Source organism: Streptomyces sp. RLA131, assembly GCF_056270125.1.
Genome location: NZ_JBWDOQ010000002.1, coordinates 7,106,487 through 7,124,087, shown reverse-complemented (window position 1 = coordinate 7,124,087; position 17,601 = coordinate 7,106,487). Strand labels below are relative to the sequence as shown.

Sequence of the window (17,601 nt, the reverse complement as noted above, 5' to 3'; positions counted from 1 at the left end):
CGGAAGGGAACGGCCCATGACCGACGCACACCGTCCGGCCGACACGCGCCGCCCGACCGGCGTCCACCGCAGCGACTACCCCGACGTGCCCGTGCCGGACCTGCCCATCCATGAGGAACCGCCGGCGCGGCGGCGGGGTGACGCCCGGTGACACCGGTGACGCACGCCCACGACCGGGGGATCACCACCCTGACCCTCGACACCCCGCACAACCGCAACGCGCTGTCCGCGCCCCTGGTGACCGCCCTCGCCCGGGAGCTGGACCGCGCCGGGCGGGACCCCCAGGTACGCGCGGTGCTCCTCACCCACACCGGCGGCACCTTCTGCGCGGGCGCCGACCTGAAGGAGGCCACCTCGCCCGACGGGCCCCGCAGGCTCGCCGAACTGCTGCTGGCCGTCGTGGAGCTGCCCAAACCGGTCGTCGCCCGCACCACCGGGCACGTACGGGCCGGCGGCCTCGGCCTGCTCGCCGCGTGCGACATCGCCGTCGCCGGGGCCGCCGCCACCTTCGCCTTCACCGAGTCCCGGCTCGGCCTCGCCCCCGCCGTGATCTCACTGCCCGTGCTCCCCCGCCTGGACCCGCGGGCCGCCGCCCGCTACTACCTCACCGGTGAGACCTTCGGGCCCGCCGAGGCGGTGCGCATCGGTCTGGCCAGTGCCGGTGACGACGCACTGCCCGGTATCCTGGACGGCCTGCGCGCCGCGTCCCCGCAGGGGCTCGCCGAGTCCAAGCGCCTCACCACGGCGGCGGTGCGCCGGGCCTTCGCCCGTGACACGGAGGCAGTCGTCGCACAGTCCGCGCGGCTCTTCTCCTCCCCGGAGGCCGCCGAGGGCGTCCGGGCCCTCCTCGAACGCAGGGAGCCCCCATGGGCGTGGTGAACGCCCCCAAGCAGGACCGCAGTCGCGCCACCCGCCGCCGCCTCCTCGAAGCCGCCCTGGTCTGCCTGGGCGAACACGGCTGGGCCGGCAGTACGGTCTCCGTCGTCGCCGAGCGGGCCGGCGTCACCCGGGGCGCCGCCCAGCACCACTTCCCCACCCGCGAGGACCTGTTCACCGCCGCCATCGAGCACGTGGCCGAGGAATGGCTCCGCACCCTGCGCGAACACGCCCACGCCCTCCCCACCGACGGCGCCCCGCGCACCCACGCCGTGGTCTCCATGCTCGCCGACATCTACACCGGCACCCTGTTCCGGGCCGCCCTCCACCTGTGGGTCGCCGCCGCCAACGAGCCCGCGCTGCGCCCCCGGGTCACCGCCCTGGAGTCGCGCCTGGGCCGCGAGGCCCACCGCCTCGCCGTCGAACTGCTCCGCGCCGACGACGACGCCCCGGGCGTCCGGCAGACCGTCCAGGCCACCCTGGACATGGCCCGCGGCCTCGGCCTCGCCAACCTCCTCACCGACGACTCCGCCCGCCGCGCGGGCGTCGTCCGTACCTGGTCCGGGCTGCTGGACGGCGTCCTGCGTACCGGGGGCGCGTCGCCCGGGGCGCGCTGACCCGTCCGGCGTCAGAAGCCGGTGGGTTCGAGGTCCTGGGACAGCCGTCTGCCCTGGCGGGCCGCGTCGGTGACGGCGTGGCCCTCGCCGAGGATCCGGGCGAGGTCGCTCACGCTCTCCGCGCGGAGCCGATGCGCCTTCTCGGTCTGGCCGAGGGCCTCCAGCGTCACGGACAGGTTGGCGGCACAGGCCAGCGTCTGGGGGTGTCCCGGGCCCAGAGCCGCGCCCAGTCCCGCCGCGGCCGCCCGTTCCAGCTCCTCCGCCTTCTCCAGCTCGCCGGCGGTGGCATGGCAGTTGGCCAGGTTGACGGTGCCGGCCAGGGTGAAGGGGTGTTCCTCGCCCAGTCCTTCACGCAGCAGGCCGATGGTGTCGACGGCCAGGACGCGGGCGCGCTCCGGCTCACCGGTGGCCCAGAGATAGATGACCAGGTTGTTGGCGGCGGCGAGGGTGTCGGGATGCCGGGCGCCCAGCAGTTCCCGGTGCCGGGCGACGGCCTCGGCCGCCAGCTCCCGCGCCTCCCGGGCCTCCCCGGTGGCGTACAGATCGGCCGCCAGGTTGAGGTCGCAGGCCAGCGTCTCGGGGTTGGGCGCGGAGTACTTGGCCCGGTAGCGCTCGCGCGTGTTGGTGGTCAGCCGCCGGGCGTCGTCCACCCGGCCGGCCCTGCGCAGTGACACCGCCAGACTCTTGGCCGCGCTCAGTGTGCCGGGGAATCCGACGCCGAGGGTGCGCTTGTACGACTCGTACGTGGTGCTGAGCAGGAGCACGGACTCCTCGTACTGCCCGATCTCGCGCAGGTCGCGGGCGAGACAGACCGCCGACGACAGGGTGTGGCTGTGCTCGGCGCCGTAGGCGCCGGTGCGCCGGTCGCAGACGTCCTGGTCCAGTTCGCGAGCCTGGTTGTAGCGGCCGACCAGCCGAAGGAACAGGGCGAGGTTGTTCGCCGCGGCCAGGGTGCGCGGATGCTCGTGGCCGAACAGCTCCGCGAAGCCGTTGTAGGCGTCCGTGGCCAGGCCCAGGGCCGTGCTGTAGTCGCCCAGGACACCGAGGTCCATGGCCAGGCCGCTGGTGCTCATGAAGGTGTGCGGGTGGTCCGGCCCGAGCACCCGGCGCTGGTGTTCCGCGGTGGCCTCGCCCAGGACCCGGGCCGCGTCGTGCCTGCCGCAGGAGCGCAGGATGTTGCAGATGTTGTAGCGCAGATAGAGGCTCTGCGGATCGTCGTCGCCGAACTCCGCCCATGCCTCGTCGAGTTGCTGTCCGAGGGCGAGGGCGGAGTCGAAGTCCCCGCGTTTCCACAGGTAGCGCACCCGGTCGATGAGCAGTCGGCGGGTCGTCGGCTCGTCGCAGTCCAACGCTTCGGACGGGCCGAGATGCGGCCAGATGGTCGCCATCCGCGGCCAGTTCTCCGGGTCGTCGGCCACCTCGTCGTCGTCCGGACGGGCGCCCACCAGGACACGGTGCACGGTGTGCCGGGCCTCGGCCTGCTCCTCTTCGGTGAGCTGGGAACGGACCACGGCCTGGACCAGCCGGTGCACCTGGATGCTGTTGCCCTCGTGATCGACCTTGGCCAGGGCGAAGCGGCCGATCTCCCGGACGACCCGGCCCATCAGCAGCTTCTCGCGCAGACCCGGGTCGTACCGCATCAGCGCGTCGAACATCTCCTTGCCGTACAGCAGGTTCATGGAGATCGGCTCGGGCGCGAAGAAGGCGCACAGCTGCAGCAGCCGGACGGCCGCCGGGGAGCGCTCCCTGAGCCGCGCGATGGAGACGTTCCAGGTCGCGGCGACCGGCTCGGGGTAGTCGGGCGGCTGGTTGAACGACAGCGCCCGCGCCGCTCCTTCGGTCAGCTGCCGGAGGTAGCGGTCGACGGGTGTGGCGGTCTCGGCGAGCCAGGCGGCGGCCTGCTCGACCGCCAGCGGCAGGTCACCCACCGCGGTGGCCACCTTCTCGGCCTCGTCGGCCGTCAGTCCCGGAGCGCGGCGCAGCAGGTGCTCGACGCTCTCCTCGCGCCGGAAGACGTCGACCTCCAGCGCCTCGCCGTACCGGGTCCAGGTCCGGTCCCGGGAGGTGACCAGGATGTGGCCCGCGCCGCCGGGGAGATGTCGGCGCAGCTCCTCGGGGTCGTCCGCGTTGTCGAAGACGAGCAGCCATCGCGACATGGGTTCGCCACGGGTCAGCATCCCGGTCGCCTGCCGGGCGGCCGCGGTGACGTCTGCTCCGGTACGGGCGCCGAGCCGCACTGCCAGCTCCGCGAGCCCGGCGACGACCTGCTCGGTCTGCTCGGCCGAGATCCACCACACGACGTCGTAGTCGGCCATGAAGCGGTGCACGTACTCCAGGGCGACCTGGGTCTTGCCGACGCCGCCGAGCCCGTGGAGCGTCTGCGGCTGCGGCAGGACCACCGTCATGCCACCGCCCATCTGGTCGCGCAACCGTTCCAGGATGACGCTGCGGCCGGTGAAGGTGCGGTTGCGCGGGGGCACGTTCCAGATCGCGGGCACGCTGCCCGGGAAGCGGGGGCCCACGGCCGAGGTGCCCTCACCGGGCAGCGAACGGTCGAGGGCGCGCAGCAGGGCGGCGGCGGCGTGCGCCTCGTCCAGCCGGAGCAGATCCACCGGCACCCAGTTGGTGAGCGGCATGGTGAGCCTTACGTCGCCCACCCTGACCGGGAGCAGTTGCCGCCCGGCCCGGGTGGAGTCGTCGGCCGCCACGCTCTCCCACAGCCGCCGGGCACGGGCGGACCGCAGATACGCCGGTGACAGCAGGACGACCGTCCGGGGCCCGGTGTCCGGTATGCCGTCGCCTCCGCCGGCCCCGGGTCTGCCCGCCTCCTGGGGCAGCACGCGGAATCCGGCGCCGGTCAGCAGCGCCTCGATCCAGTCGGCCCACATGCGGTCCTCGGCCACATAGCTGAGGCTGATGTCGGAGGGGACGACGGGCCTGCGGCGTCCGAAGGCGTCCCGGTAGTGGACCCTCAGCGCCTCCTCGATGGGGGGCAGTGAGCTCACCCGGCCGTCGGACAGCACACCGGTGAGGCGCTCGAAGGCGCTCAGCAGGGAGGTGGTGATGCCGGTCTCGTCGCCGAAGGTCGCCAGCGTCTCCTCGTACGCGTAGTAGGGCCGGTACGGGATCTCCACCGAGCCCCAGTAGTCGACGAGTTCCTCACCCGCCAGACCGGCCGGAAAGCCGTCGAACTTCATCCGGGCCAGGGCACGGCCGGCGTCGGCCTTCTCCTTCTCCCCCTCGTCGATGCGCATGGGCACCGGGAGGATCCGGATGTTCCGCCCGCCGTACCGGTCGGCGATGTCGCGTGCGATGACGGCCGCGCCGTCGATGCTCTGGTCGCTGAGGGTGAAGCAGTCGACCAGTACATCGGGCAGGTGGACGGTGCAGATGTCGGCGATGTCGCTCAGGCCTGTACGGCTGTCGAGCAGTACGTAGTCGTAGTGACGCTTCATGTCCTGGCGCAGCGCGTCGAAGAACAAGCCGCCGCCGAGGCGGTCGTAGAAGTTGTCCCAGTCGAAGTTGCTGACGGTGGCCGAGTACTCCCGGCCCTGCTGGCCGGCGGAGACGAAGTCGAGCGTGCCGCCATGGGGAAAGTCCCAGTTGAGGGAGACGGCGTGCGGCAGGATCCGGGCGTAGGACAGATGCCAGTCACGCCGGCCCGGGTCGTTGCGGTGGCTGTCGAGAGCCGCCCACGAGTACTCGGTGATCATGTCGATCACCCCGGTGGTGACACCGATCGTCGCGGGGTCGAGAAAGGGGTGGAAGAAGCGGTGCAGTCCCGGCGCCTCCAGATCCCAGTCGACCACGAGCACCCGCTGTCCGTTGGCCGCGAGGATCCACGCGATGTTGGCCAGGGCCATGGTGCGGCCGGTGCCGCCCTTGTACGAGTAGAACGTGATGATCCGTCCGTCACGGCCATCGGCCATCGATGCCCCCCGCCATGCCGCCGTCGGAGTCGGAGTGGGTCCGGTTGCCCGGCAACTTCAGATTAGCCCGTGGTGCGGCGTATTTGCTTCTTTCCCGGGGCAGTTGATGCTATTGCGGCTATCCTCGCGAGGAGGGGAGCGGACGCGGGGGCGAGTCGATGAAGATCTTTCTGAGTTGGTCCGGAGAGCCGTCGAAGCAGTGCGCGGAACTGCTGCACCGGTGGTTGCGCAGTTTCAACTCCGCCATCGTGCCCTTCGTGTCCTCGGCGGACATCAGGATGGGTGCCCGGGGGCTGGAGCGGATCGCGGAGCAGCTGGGCGGGTCGTCCTTCGGGATCGCCTGCGTCACCCGGGCCAATGTGCACGCCCCGTGGCTCAATTACGAGTCCGGCGCCCTGTCCAAGCAGGCCGACCGCAGTGACGGCATGGTCGTGCCCCTTCTGCTGGACTGCGCGATCGAGGAACTGGCCGCCAGTCCGCTGCGTCAGTTCCAGGCGGTCGCGGCCCACCGGCCGGAGTCGGTGCTCGCCATGGTGCTCACGATCAACTCGATGTGCGAACCGGCGCACGACAAGGAGACCGTCGAGGCCCTCTTCGAGAGGATGTGGCCCGACTTCCAGCAGGGCCTGGCCGCGATAGACCTGACGGCGGAGGAATCCGCGGAACCACCCGCGACGGCCGCCGCCCGCAGGCCGGTCGAGGACCTGCTCGAAGATCTCCTCCATCTCGTCGAGGAGCAGATCAACCGGATCAGCGACCTGGAGCGGGCGGTGGACGCCCTGCGCGAGGGCCGGTCCGGACCGGCCCGACGGCGGATGCCGTTCAGCGGACTCTACGAGGACGTCGACGGTCAGTCGTCCAGGACGCTGCCCCCTCCGTCCGCGGTCGGCGGTCCCGGAGCACTGCCCCCGCCGGAGGCAGTGGGGCCGGGGCCGGCGACGACAGCGACGCCGACCGAGCACCACCGGCGATGATCTCCGGAATCCGCCGCGGCTTCGCGCTGCTCTACTGCACGCGGCACGGAATCTCGCTGCTGGCCCGTAACTTCGCCGTCCAGTTCGCCCTGCTGTCGGGTATCGCCCAGCTCTGTCTGACGTTCTGGCCGGACAGCTCCGTACCCCCGGGCACCACGCTCGCCGGGATCGCCGCGCTGGTGCTGGTCGGCGGGACGCTGCGTTCCTGGCCCCGCGACAGATTCAGCCGGGAGTTCCGCAATCCCGGGTTCACGGTGACCGTCAAGGTGGGCGACCTCTTCGACCAGCCGTCCCATCTCGTCATCGGCTGCAACGACGTCTTCGACACCGACACCCGTGATGATCTGCTGGTCGTCAGCCGCAGCGTGCAGGGCCAGTTCCTGCGCCGGGTCTACGCGGGCGACCTCGCCCGGCTCGACGCCGAGCTGACCGCGGCGCTGGCCGGCGTGACACCGGCCGCCACCGAGTCCCGTACGGCCAAGCGGGCCGGCAAACTGTCCCGTTACCCGATCGGCACGGTCGCGGTGCTCGGCGGTCCCGAGCGCCGCTACTTCTGCACGGCGTACGGCAGGATGCGCAACGATCTCACCGTGAGCTCGGGGGTGGACCAACTGTGGCAGAGCCTGGGAGAATTGTGGACCTCGGTACATCTGCACGGCCACCGCGAGGCACTGGCCATGCCGGTCATCGGGTCGGACCTGGCGCGCGTCGACAGCATGGACCACGGAAGTCTGCTGAAACTGATCCTGCTGTCCTTCGTCGGACGGTCCCGGACGGGCGTCGTGTGCAAGGACCTCACCATCGTGGTCCACCCCAGGAATCATCACAGCGTCGACATGCTGGAGCTGGCCGTGTTCCTGCGAACCCTCTAGCGGGAAGCACCGAGTGACGGAGGGCTGCGTGTGCATCCGGTATCCGGACGTCCGGTGTCCCAACGAGGGCCGTACTTCTTCCTGAGCTACGCGCACACCCCCCGCTCCGACGCCGCGTTCGCGGACCCGGACTTCTGGGTGGAGCGCCTGTACCGCGATCTGTGCAGCCATGTGATGGCCCTGGACGACCATCGCAGCAACACCCCCGTCGGCTTCATGGACCGGGCCATCCACCCCGGGGAGGGGTGGAGCGAGTCGCTGTCCGAAGCGCTGGCCACCTGCCGGGTGTTCGTCCCGCTCTACTCCCCGCGCTACTTCCGCAGCGAGCAGTGCGGGCGCGAGTGGTACGCCTTCTCCCAACGCGTCCTGGAGGACCGGTCGTACGCCGCGCAGCCGTCCACAGGCATCGTGCCCGCCCTGTGGGTCCCGGTGGAGCCCTCCCAGCTCCCCGGGCCCGCCCTGCGACTGCCGTTCAACCACCAGGAGTTCGGTACCGAGTACGCCACCGAGGGGTTCTACGGGCTGAGCAAGCTGCGCTTCTACCGGGAACAGTACGAGCAAGCGGTGTACTCCCTGGCCCGCACCATCGTGAAGGTCGCGCACGCCACTCCGGTCGGCACCGGCCGGCCCCTGCGCTACCGGGAGCTCCCCAGCGCCTTCGGTCCCCCGTCGGGACCACGCCATGTGCGGATCGTGGTCGCCGCCCCGGTCCGGTCCGCGCTGCCCGAGGGACGGTCCGCCGACTGCTACGGCGAGTCCAGCCTGGACTGGAACCCGTACCACCCCGCCTCCGCCAGACCACTGGCGCAGGTCACCGCCGAACTCGTCACCAACCTCGACTACCGGACGAGCACGGTCTCCCTCAGCGAGGCCGCCGACGAGCTCGGCGGAGGGGAGGAACCCCCGGACGCGCCCACCGTGATGCTGATCGACCGGTGGACACTGCGGGACCGGAACTCGCTGCAGCTGCTCGCGAAGCTGAACGTGGCGGCCAAGCCGTGGATCAGCGTCGTCGTGCCCTGGAGCCGGGACGACCCCGACAACACCGCGCCCGGTGCCCCGGAAGGGGCCGAACTGGAGGAAGTCCTCCCCGGCATGCTGCAACGAGGCCGAACCGCCTCCCGCGCGGCGACGGGCGGAGTGCCCAGCCTTGAGGCCTTCTTCGATGTCCTCCCGGCCGTCGTCCAGTGGGCCGCCGCGCAGTTCGCCCGGCACGCGGTCACCTATCCGCCCGTCGGCCCGGCCGCCGCACGCCCCCGGCTCAGGGGCCCCGACGTGGCGCCCGGCTCCCCCTTCCCCCCGGGAGGAGGCGCTCGATGACCGGTGCGCGTGACGGCCGTATCGTCACCTTCTACTCGCTCAAGGGCGGCACCGGGCGCACCATGGCGCTGGCCAACGTCGCCTGGATCCTGGCGTCCAACGGCTACCGTGTGCTCGCCGCCGACTGGGACCTGGAGGCTCCCGGGCTGCACCGGTTCTTCCATCCGTTCCTGCCGCCCGCCACGGTCACCTCCACCACCGGCGTGCTCAACATCTTCGCGGACTTCGTGGAGGAGAGCCGCGACAGCGCCCCCCAGTCCGAGCCCGACCGCAGGCGGCGCCATGCCCGCGTCCTCCCGCACGCGGTGTCGCTGGAATGGACCTTTCCCAGCAACGGCACTCTCGACTTCCTCTCCGCTGGGCGGCAGGACGGCGAGTACCTTCCCAACCTGCTGTACTTCAACTGGCAGCAGTTCGACACCTTCGGCGGCAAGTGGTTCGTCGACGCCCTCCGCGAGGACATGCGCGGCCAGTACGACTACGTGCTCATCGACAGCCGCAACGGGGTCAGCGAGTGGGGCGCCCTGTGCACGACGGATCTGCCGGACGTACTGGTGAACTGCTTCACCCTCAGCTCGCAGAGCATCGAGGGCGCGGCCCGGGTGGCACGGAGCATCGTCAACGACTCGATCCGCGGCATCCGGATCCTGCCCGTGCCCATGCGCGTCGGCACCGGCACGGCCGTCGCGGACACCCGGCTGACCGCCGGACGAGAGCTGATCAGAGCGTCCTTCCCGGATGTCCCGCAGAACTACTGGGCGGACGTGGAGATCCCGCATCGTCCGGACTACACCTACGAGGAGACGCTCGCCACCTTCGGGGACCGGCCCGGCTCCCCGGGCAGTCTGCTCTCCGCTCTCGAACGGCTCACCGCCGCCATCACCGACGGCCGGGTGACCCAGTTCCCGCCGCTCGACGACGAGCTGCGCAGGCGGCACCTAGCCTCCTTCGTACGCCCGGTGTCCCCCGTCGCGACACCGCTGGCACTCAACTACGTGCCCCAGGACAGGATGTGGGCGGACTGGATCCGGTGGGTCCTGACCCGCTCGGGATTCCAGGTGCTCACGCCGGCGGGCGCGGACGCGGCGGCCCGTCCCGGGGTGTCGCCGCGGACGGTGGCGCTGCTGTCCTCGTCCTTTCTCCGCTCCCCGCAGGCGCGCACACTGTGGGAGACGCACAGCACCACCCACCCCGGCTCGCCGCCGAAGCTCGTTCCGGTACGCATCGAACCCGTCACGCTCACCCCGCCGTTCACCCGGTACCCCCTGGTCGACCTCTCGTCGCTGGACGAGGCACAGGCCGACGCGGCACTGCTGCACGGCCTCGATCACCACCCGGAGCCCACCCGGCAGCCGCCGGGAGCCGCCCGGCCGCGCTTCCCCAAGAACGTTCCCGCGGTCATGGACGCGCCGCCGCGCAACCCGCTGTTCGTCGGCCGGAACCGCCTGCTGGACGAACTGCACGCCACCCTCGACGTCAGCCGCAGGGCCGTCGTGCTGCCACGCGGGCGCCTGGGCGGCGCGGGCCGCACCCAGCTCGCGGTCGAGTACGCCCACCGTTTCCAGGCCGACTACGACCTGGTCCGGTGGATCCGCGCGGAGACCCGGGACAGCGTGCTGTCCGCGCTGGCACAGCTTGCCGGGCAGCTCGGGCTGCCGGACCTGCCGGCCGCGGGCTGCGACGTCCCCGAGGCGGCGCGGCGGGCGCTGGAGGCACTGGACCGCGGGGTCCCGCACGGCCGTTGGCTCCTGGTGTACGACAACGCCGGAAGTCCGGCCGAGCTGGCGGACTTCCTGCCCTCCGGCGGGCCGGGCCAGATTCTGGTCACCTCACGTGATCCGGCGTGGGCGGAGCAGATGGACACCGTCGAGGTCGCCGCCTTCGGCCGGGAGCAGAGCGTCGAACTGCTGCGCAGACGTGCGCCCGCGCTCAGCCTCGAAGACGCCGACCGGGTCGCGGAGACCCTCCAGGACCTGCCGCTGGCGGTCGACCAGGCAGGCATCCGGCTGGCCCAGGCCGGCCCCGCCGACCGGTATCTGCGCGAACTCGCCGCCCAGGGCGAACCTCCGGCGGCCGGCGATCCGGCCGCCTGGCCGCTCGCGCTCACCACCCGTACGGCACTCGCCCGGCTGGCGGAGCGGTCGCCCGCCGCGGTACGTCTGCTGGTGCTGTGCAGCCATCTGGCGCCGCTGCCGATACCGCTGGGCCTGGTGTACAACGACACGACGCTGCGCATCCTCCAGGCGCACGACGACACGCTGCGCGAACCCCTGCTGCTCGGCGGGATCGTACGGCAGCTGAGCCGGCTCGGCCTCGCCGACGTGGACCAGGCCGGGCACACACTGCGGGTGCACCGGGTGGTCCAGTCCCTGGTCCGCGACGCTCTGAGCCCGGACGAGCGGCGGGAGACCCGGCACGAGGCGCACCGCGTCCTGACCGCGGCGAGCCCGCGCCGGGAGGACGGCGAGGACTCCCACGACGACGCCTGCGAGTGGCTGTGGCCCCATCTGGACCATACGGGCGCCCAGTCCTGCCGGGACGACGGGACCAGGGCCGTACTCATCGAACGGCTGCGCCGCACCGCCCGGCAGGGCATGCCGCAGCGCGCGCTCGATCTGGGCGACCGGCTCGAACAGGCCTGGGCCCGGAGCGGCGAGACCGGGCCGGACCGCCAGATCCTGCTGCTCCGCTTCCGGGTGGCAGCCGTACTGCGCGACCTCGGCCGGTGCCGCGAGGCGCGGGAACTGGACGCCGACACCCTGGCCCGGCAGCGCGAACTGCTGCCGGCCGGACACCCGCACATCCTGATGACCGCCGAAGGACTCGCGGCGGATCTGCGGGCGCTGGGGCTGTTCACGCAGGCGCTGGAACTGGACCAGGAGGCGTCGGCGGGCTTCAGGGAGTCCTTCGGGGACGAGCATCCGCGCGCGCTGTCCGCGGCGGGAGCCCTGGCCACCTCGCTGCGCCTGACGGGGGATTACGAGGCCGCCCGGGAGCTGGACCGGACCACGCTGGACATGCGGCGCGAGGTGCTGGGGCCCGGCCATCGCTCCTGCGTGGACTCCGCCCTGGGCCTTGCCCGGGATCTGCGGGAGGCGGGTGAGTACGCCGGGTCGATCGGCGTTCTGCGGGAGGTCCTGGAGACGCCCCACGGCCTGGGCGCGGGCTCCGCCGACGAACTGCGCGTCCAGGTGAGCCTGTCGGTGTCCCTGCGGCGGATCGGACAGCGGGCCGAGGCCACCGGGCTGGCCTCGGCCGCCCACGAGCGGTTCCGGGCACGGCGACGGGAGGACAGTGCCGAGTCCCTGGCCTGCGCGTCCGGTCTCGCCGCCCTGCTGGCCGACGGCGAGGACCCGGCCGCCGCGGTTGAGGGCATCCGGCAGCTCCGGCGGCGGTTCGTGCGGATCCGCGGTGCGCAGCACCCGGACGCTGTGGGCTGCGGCCACAATCTGGCGGTTCGGCTGCGCGCCGCGGGTGAGTTCGACGAGGCGCTGGAGACCGCCACACGTACCGTGCACGCGTTCACGGAGTCCCTCGGCAACGACCATCCGTACACGCTGTGCGGCAAGGTGACACTGGCCAACACCCTGGGCGATCTGCGGCAGTTGGACAGGGCGGAGGAACTGGCCCGGGCCTGCGCCAGGACGCTGCGCAAGGTGCTCGGCCCCGGCCATCCGGACACGGTGATCTGCGAGTCCAACCTGGCTGTCACCCTTCGGGCGCTCGACCGCGGCCCGGAGGCCGCACGGCTGCGGGAGAGGGCTCTCGCGGAGTTCCGGCGCAAGCTCGGGCGGGCCCACGTATGGACGCTGGCCGTCCAGGACTGGCGGCGCGTCGACCGGGATCTCGAACCGCTCCTGCCCTCATAGCGAGTCTTAAGGCGCCGGCCCGGAAAGCTCACTGGGGGATCACTGGCGACTCATAGGTTTCTCACCCCGCTCCCCGAGGGTTGCTGTCGGAGCGATTGCGCACGAGGCAGCACAAGGGAGAAGGGAGCGCCGCCATGTCATGGGGGTCGACAGGTGCCGCGGACAGTGTCCGCAGAGGCACCGCACGTACGGGGATGGTGACGGCGGGCGTCGCACTGGCGGCGCTGGCGGGGACGTTCGCGCTGATCGGGGTGATGCCGGACGACTCGGTGTCCGCGAGCGGTTCGGGCGGCAGCAGCGGCAGCAGCAGTTCCAGCAGCACCGGTTCAAGCAGCGGTTCCTCCAGCAGCTCAAGCAGCGGCTCAAGCAGCGGCTCGTCCAGCGGCTCGTCCAGCGGCTCGGACTCCGGGTCGAGCTCCGGCTCGTCCTCGCAGCTCCAGTCGCCGGCCGACAGCCCGACCTCGGCGGCCCAGGGCTCCGACGACGCGACGTCGGGGAGCTCGTGATGCGGGCGACGGTACTGGCCTCGGCGGACTTCCGGGCGCTCGGCTGCCTGGCACGGCTGGTGGTGACCGACGAGGACCATCTCGACGCCTGCAAGTACCTGCTGGAACTGGAACTGGCCGAGATCGACCAGGCGTGCAGCCGCTTCCGGGAGGAGTCGGAACTGGTCGCGCTGGACCGGGCGGAGGGGCGGACCGTGCCGGTGAGCCCGCTGCTGCACGAGGCGCTGTCGGTGGCGCTGCGGGCGGCCGAGCTGACGGACGGCGATGTGGACCCCACCGTGGGGTCGGCGATGGACGCGATCGGCTACGACCGGGACTTCGAGCTGGTGGAGCGGGACGGCCGGCCGGTGCGGCTGGAGGTCAGGCCGGTGCCCGGATGGCGCCTGGTGCGGCTGGACCACGTGTACGGCACCGTCACGATGCCGGCCGGGACCCGGCTGGACCTCGGCGCGACGGCGAAGGCGTGGGCGGCGGACCGGGCGGCGGCCATGCTGGCGGCGGCTTCGGGCTGCGGGGTGCTGGTGAGCCTGGGCGGTGACACCGCGGTGGCGGGCCCGCCACCGCCGCAGGGCTGGCGGATCCGCGTACAGGACGTGACCGGCCACCCGGACGAGGCGCCGGTGGGACCGCACACGACGGTGGCGATCCGGGGCGGCGGCCTCGCGACCTCCGGCACCTCGGCCCGGCGGTGGCGGCGCGGCGGCCAGGAGCTGCACCACATCGTGGACCCGCGTACGGGCCTGCCGGCGCGGACCCCGTGGCGTACGGTCACGGTCGCGGCGGCGAGTTGCGCCGACGCCAACACCGCGAGCACGGCGGCGATCCTGCGGGGCGCGGACGCGCCCGAGTGGCTGAGCGCCCTGCGGCTGCCGGCCCGGCTGGTGGCGGCCGACGGCACGGTCCGGACGACGCCGGGCTGGCCCGGAGAGCGTACGGCGGTGGCGGCATGACGCTGTGGTACCTCAACCGCGCGACCGGGGTGGTCTGCCTGGTCCTGTTCACCGCGGTGATGCTGCTGGGCCTGGGGGTGCGGCTGCGCACCCGGCTGCCGGGACTGCCGCGGTTCGGCACGGTGACACTGCACCGCGGTGTGTCGCTGATCGCGGTGGTCTTCCTAGGGGTGCACATCGCCTCGGCGGTGGCCGACGGCTATGTCGATATCGGCCTGACGGATGTGGTGGTCCCCTTCGCCGGCGACTACCAGCCGCTGTGGCTGGGGCTGGGCACCGTCGCCTTCGACCTGATGCTGGCGGTGGTCGTGACCAGCCTGCTGCGGGCCCGCCTGGGCCGGCGTACCTGGCGGGCGGTGCACTGGCTGGCGTATGTCTCCTGGCCGGTGGCGGTCGTGCACGGCCTGGGCATCGGCACCGACCGGGTCTGGATGCTCTGGCTCACCGCCGGCTGTGTCGCGGCGGTGGCCGCCGCCCTGGTGGTGCGCACGGTGCGTACGGTGCGGGCGCCCGGGCCCCGCACGCCCGCCGGACTTGTCGACGGTGCCGGCCTCGCCCACGTTGCCCACGTTGCCGACGCTGCCGACCGCACCGACCTCCCGATCGGAGTCTGAACCATGACCGTCGTCACGGACACCACCGAGGCCCGGCCGCACGGGCCGGACGGGCCGAGGCGGCTGCTGCCGCTGTACGGAAGCGACAGCCTCGACGCGCATGTGGCGCTGCACGGCACCCCGCCTTACGCCGCCGCGCCGGCCCTGACCGGGGTCCTGGCCGAGGCCGGGCTCGTGGGTCATGGCGGAGCGGCCTTCCCGGTCCACCGCAAGTGGGCCTCGGTCGCCGGGGCGAGGCGGCGGGGCGGGCGCGGGCCGGTCGTCGTGGCCAACGGGGCGGAGGGCGAGCCGGCCAGCTCCAAGGACGTGACGCTGCTGCGCCGGGCCCCGCATCTGGTGCTGGACGGGCTGCAGTTGGCCGCGGCGGCGGTCGGCGCGGGCGAGGCGCATCTCGTGGTCGAGGAGGGCACGGGGCCGGCGGCCGGTCTGCGCAAGGCGCTGGACCGGCGGGCCAGGGCCGGGATCGACCAGCTGCCGGTGCGGCTGACGCAGGTGCCGCGCCGGTTTCTGTCCGGTGAGGCCTCGGCGCTGGCGGCACGGCTGTCGGGCGACCGGGCCGCACTCCCCCGCCATCCCGTTCCGCCGGTGCGCGAGCGCGGGGTCGGCCGGGCGCCGACGCTGGTGCAGAACGTGGAGACGCTGGCCCATGTGGCGCTGATCGCCCGTTACGGTGCCGTCTGGTTCCGCTCGGCCGGTATGCCGCAGGAGCCCGGCAGCATGCTGTACACCGTGCACCTCGCGGGCCGCGAACCCGAGGTCGTGGAGGCCCCGTTGGGCACGCCGCTGCGCCGGCTGCTGCTGCTCGGGCAGGGCGATCCGGTGCAGGCGGTGCTGGCGGTGCTGGTGGGCGGTTACCACGGGGCGTGGATCCCCGCCGCGCACGCGGTACGGCTGCGGCTGTCCGCCGCCGATCTGGCGCCGTACGGTGCCGCGCCGGGGGCCGGGGTGCTGGCGGCACTGCCGGCGGAGCGGTGCGGACTGGCCGAGACGGCCCAGGTCCTGCGGTATCTGGCGCTGGAGTCGGCGGGGCGGTGCGGGCCGTGTCTGAACGGGCTGCCGCGGATCGCCGGAGCCTTCGCCGAGCTGGCGCGCCCGGGCGCCGCGGCGGGGCTGCGGGAGGACATCGCCCGCTGGGCCGGGCTGGTGGAGGGGCGGGGCGCCTGCCACCATCCCGACGGCACGGTCCGGCTCGTACGCAGCGCGCTGACCGCGTTCGCCGGCGAGGCCGACGCGCACACCGCCGGGTACTGCCGGGCGAGCGATCACACCCCGCTGCTGCCGCTGCCCCTGTCCCACCCGCTGCCGGAAGGGAACTGACGATGAATCAGCCGATTTCACTCGCCGTGGACTGGACTGCCTGCCAGGGCCACGGGCTGTGCGCGGAGCTGCTGCCGGAGCACATCACGCTCGACGAGTGGGGCTACCCGCTCCTGGACGGGGCTCCCGTCGGCCGCGCGGCGGTGAAGCGGGCCCGGCGGGCCGCCGCCGACTGCCCGGTGCTGGCGTTGCGGCTGGGCGCGGCGGTCACAGCGAACTCATAGGGAGGTTCCGGCCATTCCCATGACATGGCATTGACGAGGCCATGTCATAGCAAAGAGCATCATGGACGGCACACCGCACTCCTGCGCATCCCCCACATCCAGGAGGACGTTCATGAGGTTCCCCCGATCCGGCAGACGGGCAACGGCCACCGCCGCTCTGCTCGCTCTCGCCCTGGCCGGCTCACTGTCCGTACAGGCCGACGCGTCACCCGCGGCCGACTCCGGCGGCCGGCCCCTGGCAGCCGCCGCCGACGAGTCCGTCCAGCAGTACGAGGTCGCCGGCGTGCGCACCTTCGCCGACCGCACCCGGCTCACCACCACCGGCGTCTCCCTGGACGCGGTGCTGGAGCACACCGTCGTCATCACCGCCACCGCCGCCCAGGCCCGGAAGGTGCGGACCCTCGGCTACCGGCTCACGGTCGTCGAGGACGAGCGGGCCCAGAACCGCCGGAATGCTCAGAACCCCTCAGGGAACGCCGTCACCGTCAAGAACTTCCCGAGCTCGGACTCCGGCTACCACAACTACGCGGAGATGACCTCGGAGATCGGCACCCTGGTCGCCGCACACCCCACGATCATGTCGCAGCAGGTGATCGGCACCTCGTACGAGGGCCGCAACATCACCGCGATCAAGATCAGTGACAACGTCGGCACCGACGAGTCCGAGCCCGAGGTGCTGTTCACCCACCACCAGCACGCCCGCGAGCACCTCACCGTCGAGATGGCGCTCTACCTGCTGCACCAGTTCGGGGACAACTACGCCACCGACAGCCGGATCGCGAACATCGTCAACAGCCGCGAGATCTGGATCATCCCGGACCTCAACCCCGACGGCGGCGAGTACGACATCGCCACCGGCAGCTACCGCAGCTGGCGCAAGAACCGCCAGCCCAACTCCGGCTCCTCGTACGTCGGCACCGACCTCAACCGCAACTGGGCCTACAACTGGGGCTGCTGCGGCGGCTCCTCCGGCTCGACCTCCAGCCTGACCTACCGCGGCTCCGCCGCCGAGTCCGCCCCCGAGGTCAAGGTCGTCGCCAACTTCGTCCGCAGCCGCGTCGTGAACGGCACCCAGCAGATCAAGGCCGCCATCGACTGGCACACCTACAGCGAACTGGTGCTGTGGCCCTTCGGCTACACCTACTCCGGCACCACCACCGGGATGACGGCCGACCAGTACAACACCTTCGCCACCTTCGGCGAGACCATGGCCGGCACCAACGGCTACACCCCCGAGCAGTCCAGCGACCTCTACATCACCGACGGGTCGATCGACGACTGGCTGTGGGGCAACCAGAAGATCTTCGCCTACACCTTCGAGATGTACCCCGACGAGAACGGGTCCTCGGGCTTCTACCCGCCCGACGAGGTGATCAGCGCCCAGACCAGCCGCAACCGGGAGGCCACCCTGCTGCTCCTGGAGAACGCGGACTGCATGTACCGCGCCATCGGCAAGGAATCGACCTACTGCACCTGACCGGCGGCAGGGGTCCGGCGGGGGGTCGTCCGGACGGACGGCCCCCCGCCGGTCGG

The 17,601-nt window shown here is 72.3% G+C and carries 14 protein-coding genes; 12 read left to right on the top strand and 2 right to left on the bottom strand.

Going from position 1 to position 17,601, the window contains the following annotated elements; translation table 11 throughout:
* Positions 1–16 precede the first annotated feature (16 nt).
* Genes RWE79_RS33230 through RWE79_RS33220 form a run of 3 tightly spaced genes read left to right on the top strand, consistent with a single transcriptional unit; the run spans position 17 to position 1,493 of the window.
* The gene (locus RWE79_RS33230) at positions 17–151 is read left to right on the top strand and encodes a hypothetical protein (RefSeq protein ID WP_475943782.1); all 135 of its coding nucleotides are present in this window, start codon (positions 17–19) and stop codon (positions 149–151) included.
* Positions 148–879: an enoyl-CoA hydratase family protein gene (locus RWE79_RS33225; RefSeq protein ID WP_475943781.1), complete on the top strand. Its 732-nt coding sequence runs from the start codon at positions 148–150 to the stop codon at positions 877–879. Before RWE79_RS33230 ends, RWE79_RS33225 begins: the two co-directional genes overlap by 4 nt.
* A complete protein-coding gene (locus tag RWE79_RS33220; RefSeq protein WP_475943780.1) occupies positions 867–1,493 on the top strand; it encodes a TetR/AcrR family transcriptional regulator in 627 nt (208 codons plus the stop codon). Before RWE79_RS33225 ends, RWE79_RS33220 begins: the two co-directional genes overlap by 13 nt.
* Before the next feature lie 11 nt (positions 1,494–1,504).
* On the opposite strand, the gene fxsT (RWE79_RS33215) is transcribed toward RWE79_RS33220, so the two are convergent.
* Positions 1,505–5,422, bottom strand: a complete 3,918-nt coding sequence (gene fxsT / locus RWE79_RS33215) for an FxSxx-COOH system tetratricopeptide repeat protein (protein ID WP_475943779.1) — start codon at positions 5,420–5,422, stop codon at positions 1,505–1,507.
* 158 nt (positions 5,423–5,580) lie between these two features.
* On the opposite strand from fxsT (RWE79_RS33215), the gene RWE79_RS33210 reads away from it, so the two are divergent.
* Genes RWE79_RS33210 through fxsT (RWE79_RS33195) form a run of 4 tightly spaced genes read left to right on the top strand, consistent with a single transcriptional unit; the run spans position 5,581 to position 12,457 of the window.
* On the top strand, positions 5,581–6,396 hold the full coding sequence (locus RWE79_RS33210; RefSeq protein WP_475943778.1) for a TIR domain-containing protein: 816 nt from the start codon (positions 5,581–5,583) through the stop codon (positions 6,394–6,396).
* Positions 6,393–7,268, top strand: coding sequence for a macro domain-containing protein (locus RWE79_RS33205; RefSeq protein WP_475943777.1), 876 nt, complete (start codon positions 6,393–6,395; stop codon positions 7,266–7,268). Before RWE79_RS33210 ends, RWE79_RS33205 begins: the two co-directional genes overlap by 4 nt.
* A gap of 54 nt (positions 7,269–7,322) precedes the next feature.
* Positions 7,323–8,588, top strand: coding sequence for a TIR-like protein FxsC (locus tag RWE79_RS33200; RefSeq protein ID WP_475943776.1), 1,266 nt, complete (start codon positions 7,323–7,325; stop codon positions 8,586–8,588).
* Positions 8,585–12,457, top strand: a complete 3,873-nt coding sequence (gene fxsT, locus RWE79_RS33195) for an FxSxx-COOH system tetratricopeptide repeat protein (protein WP_475943775.1) — start codon at positions 8,585–8,587, stop codon at positions 12,455–12,457. Before RWE79_RS33200 ends, fxsT (RWE79_RS33195) begins: the two co-directional genes overlap by 4 nt.
* 61 nt (positions 12,458–12,518) lie before the next feature.
* Here the strand turns inward: fxsT (RWE79_RS33195) and RWE79_RS33190 are convergent, their stop codons facing one another.
* On the bottom strand, positions 12,519–13,043 hold the full coding sequence (locus tag RWE79_RS33190; protein WP_475943774.1) for a hypothetical protein: 525 nt from the start codon (positions 13,041–13,043) through the stop codon (positions 12,519–12,521).
* Between RWE79_RS33190 and RWE79_RS33185 the strand changes: the two genes are divergently transcribed.
* The 5 genes from RWE79_RS33185 to RWE79_RS33165 all read left to right on the top strand — a co-directional run bounded on the left by RWE79_RS33185 (position 13,023) and on the right by RWE79_RS33165 (position 17,545).
* Positions 13,023–13,913: an FAD:protein FMN transferase gene (locus tag RWE79_RS33185; protein ID WP_475943773.1), complete on the top strand. Its 891-nt coding sequence runs from the start codon at positions 13,023–13,025 to the stop codon at positions 13,911–13,913. The two genes, RWE79_RS33190 and RWE79_RS33185, sit on opposite strands and share 21 nt — an antisense overlap.
* Positions 13,910–14,527, top strand: a complete 618-nt coding sequence (locus tag RWE79_RS33180) for a ferric reductase-like transmembrane domain-containing protein (RefSeq protein WP_475943772.1) — start codon at positions 13,910–13,912, stop codon at positions 14,525–14,527. The genes RWE79_RS33185 and RWE79_RS33180 overlap by 4 nt, the downstream gene beginning before the upstream one ends.
* A 3-nt stretch (positions 14,528–14,530) precedes the next feature.
* Positions 14,531–15,844 carry an NADH-ubiquinone oxidoreductase-F iron-sulfur binding region domain-containing protein gene (locus RWE79_RS33175; protein ID WP_475943771.1) on the top strand — a complete coding sequence of 438 codons (1,314 nt, stop codon included), beginning with the start codon at positions 14,531–14,533 and terminating at the stop codon, positions 15,842–15,844.
* A gap of 2 nt (positions 15,845–15,846) precedes the next feature.
* Positions 15,847–16,068 (top strand): ferredoxin, encoded by a 222-nt coding sequence (locus RWE79_RS33170; protein ID WP_475943770.1) that lies wholly within the window; start codon positions 15,847–15,849, stop codon positions 16,066–16,068.
* 112 nt (positions 16,069–16,180) lie between these two features.
* Positions 16,181–17,545 carry a M14 family metallopeptidase gene (locus RWE79_RS33165; RefSeq protein ID WP_475943769.1) on the top strand — a complete coding sequence of 455 codons (1,365 nt, stop codon included), beginning with the start codon at positions 16,181–16,183 and terminating at the stop codon, positions 17,543–17,545.
* Positions 17,546–17,601 lie beyond the last annotated feature (56 nt).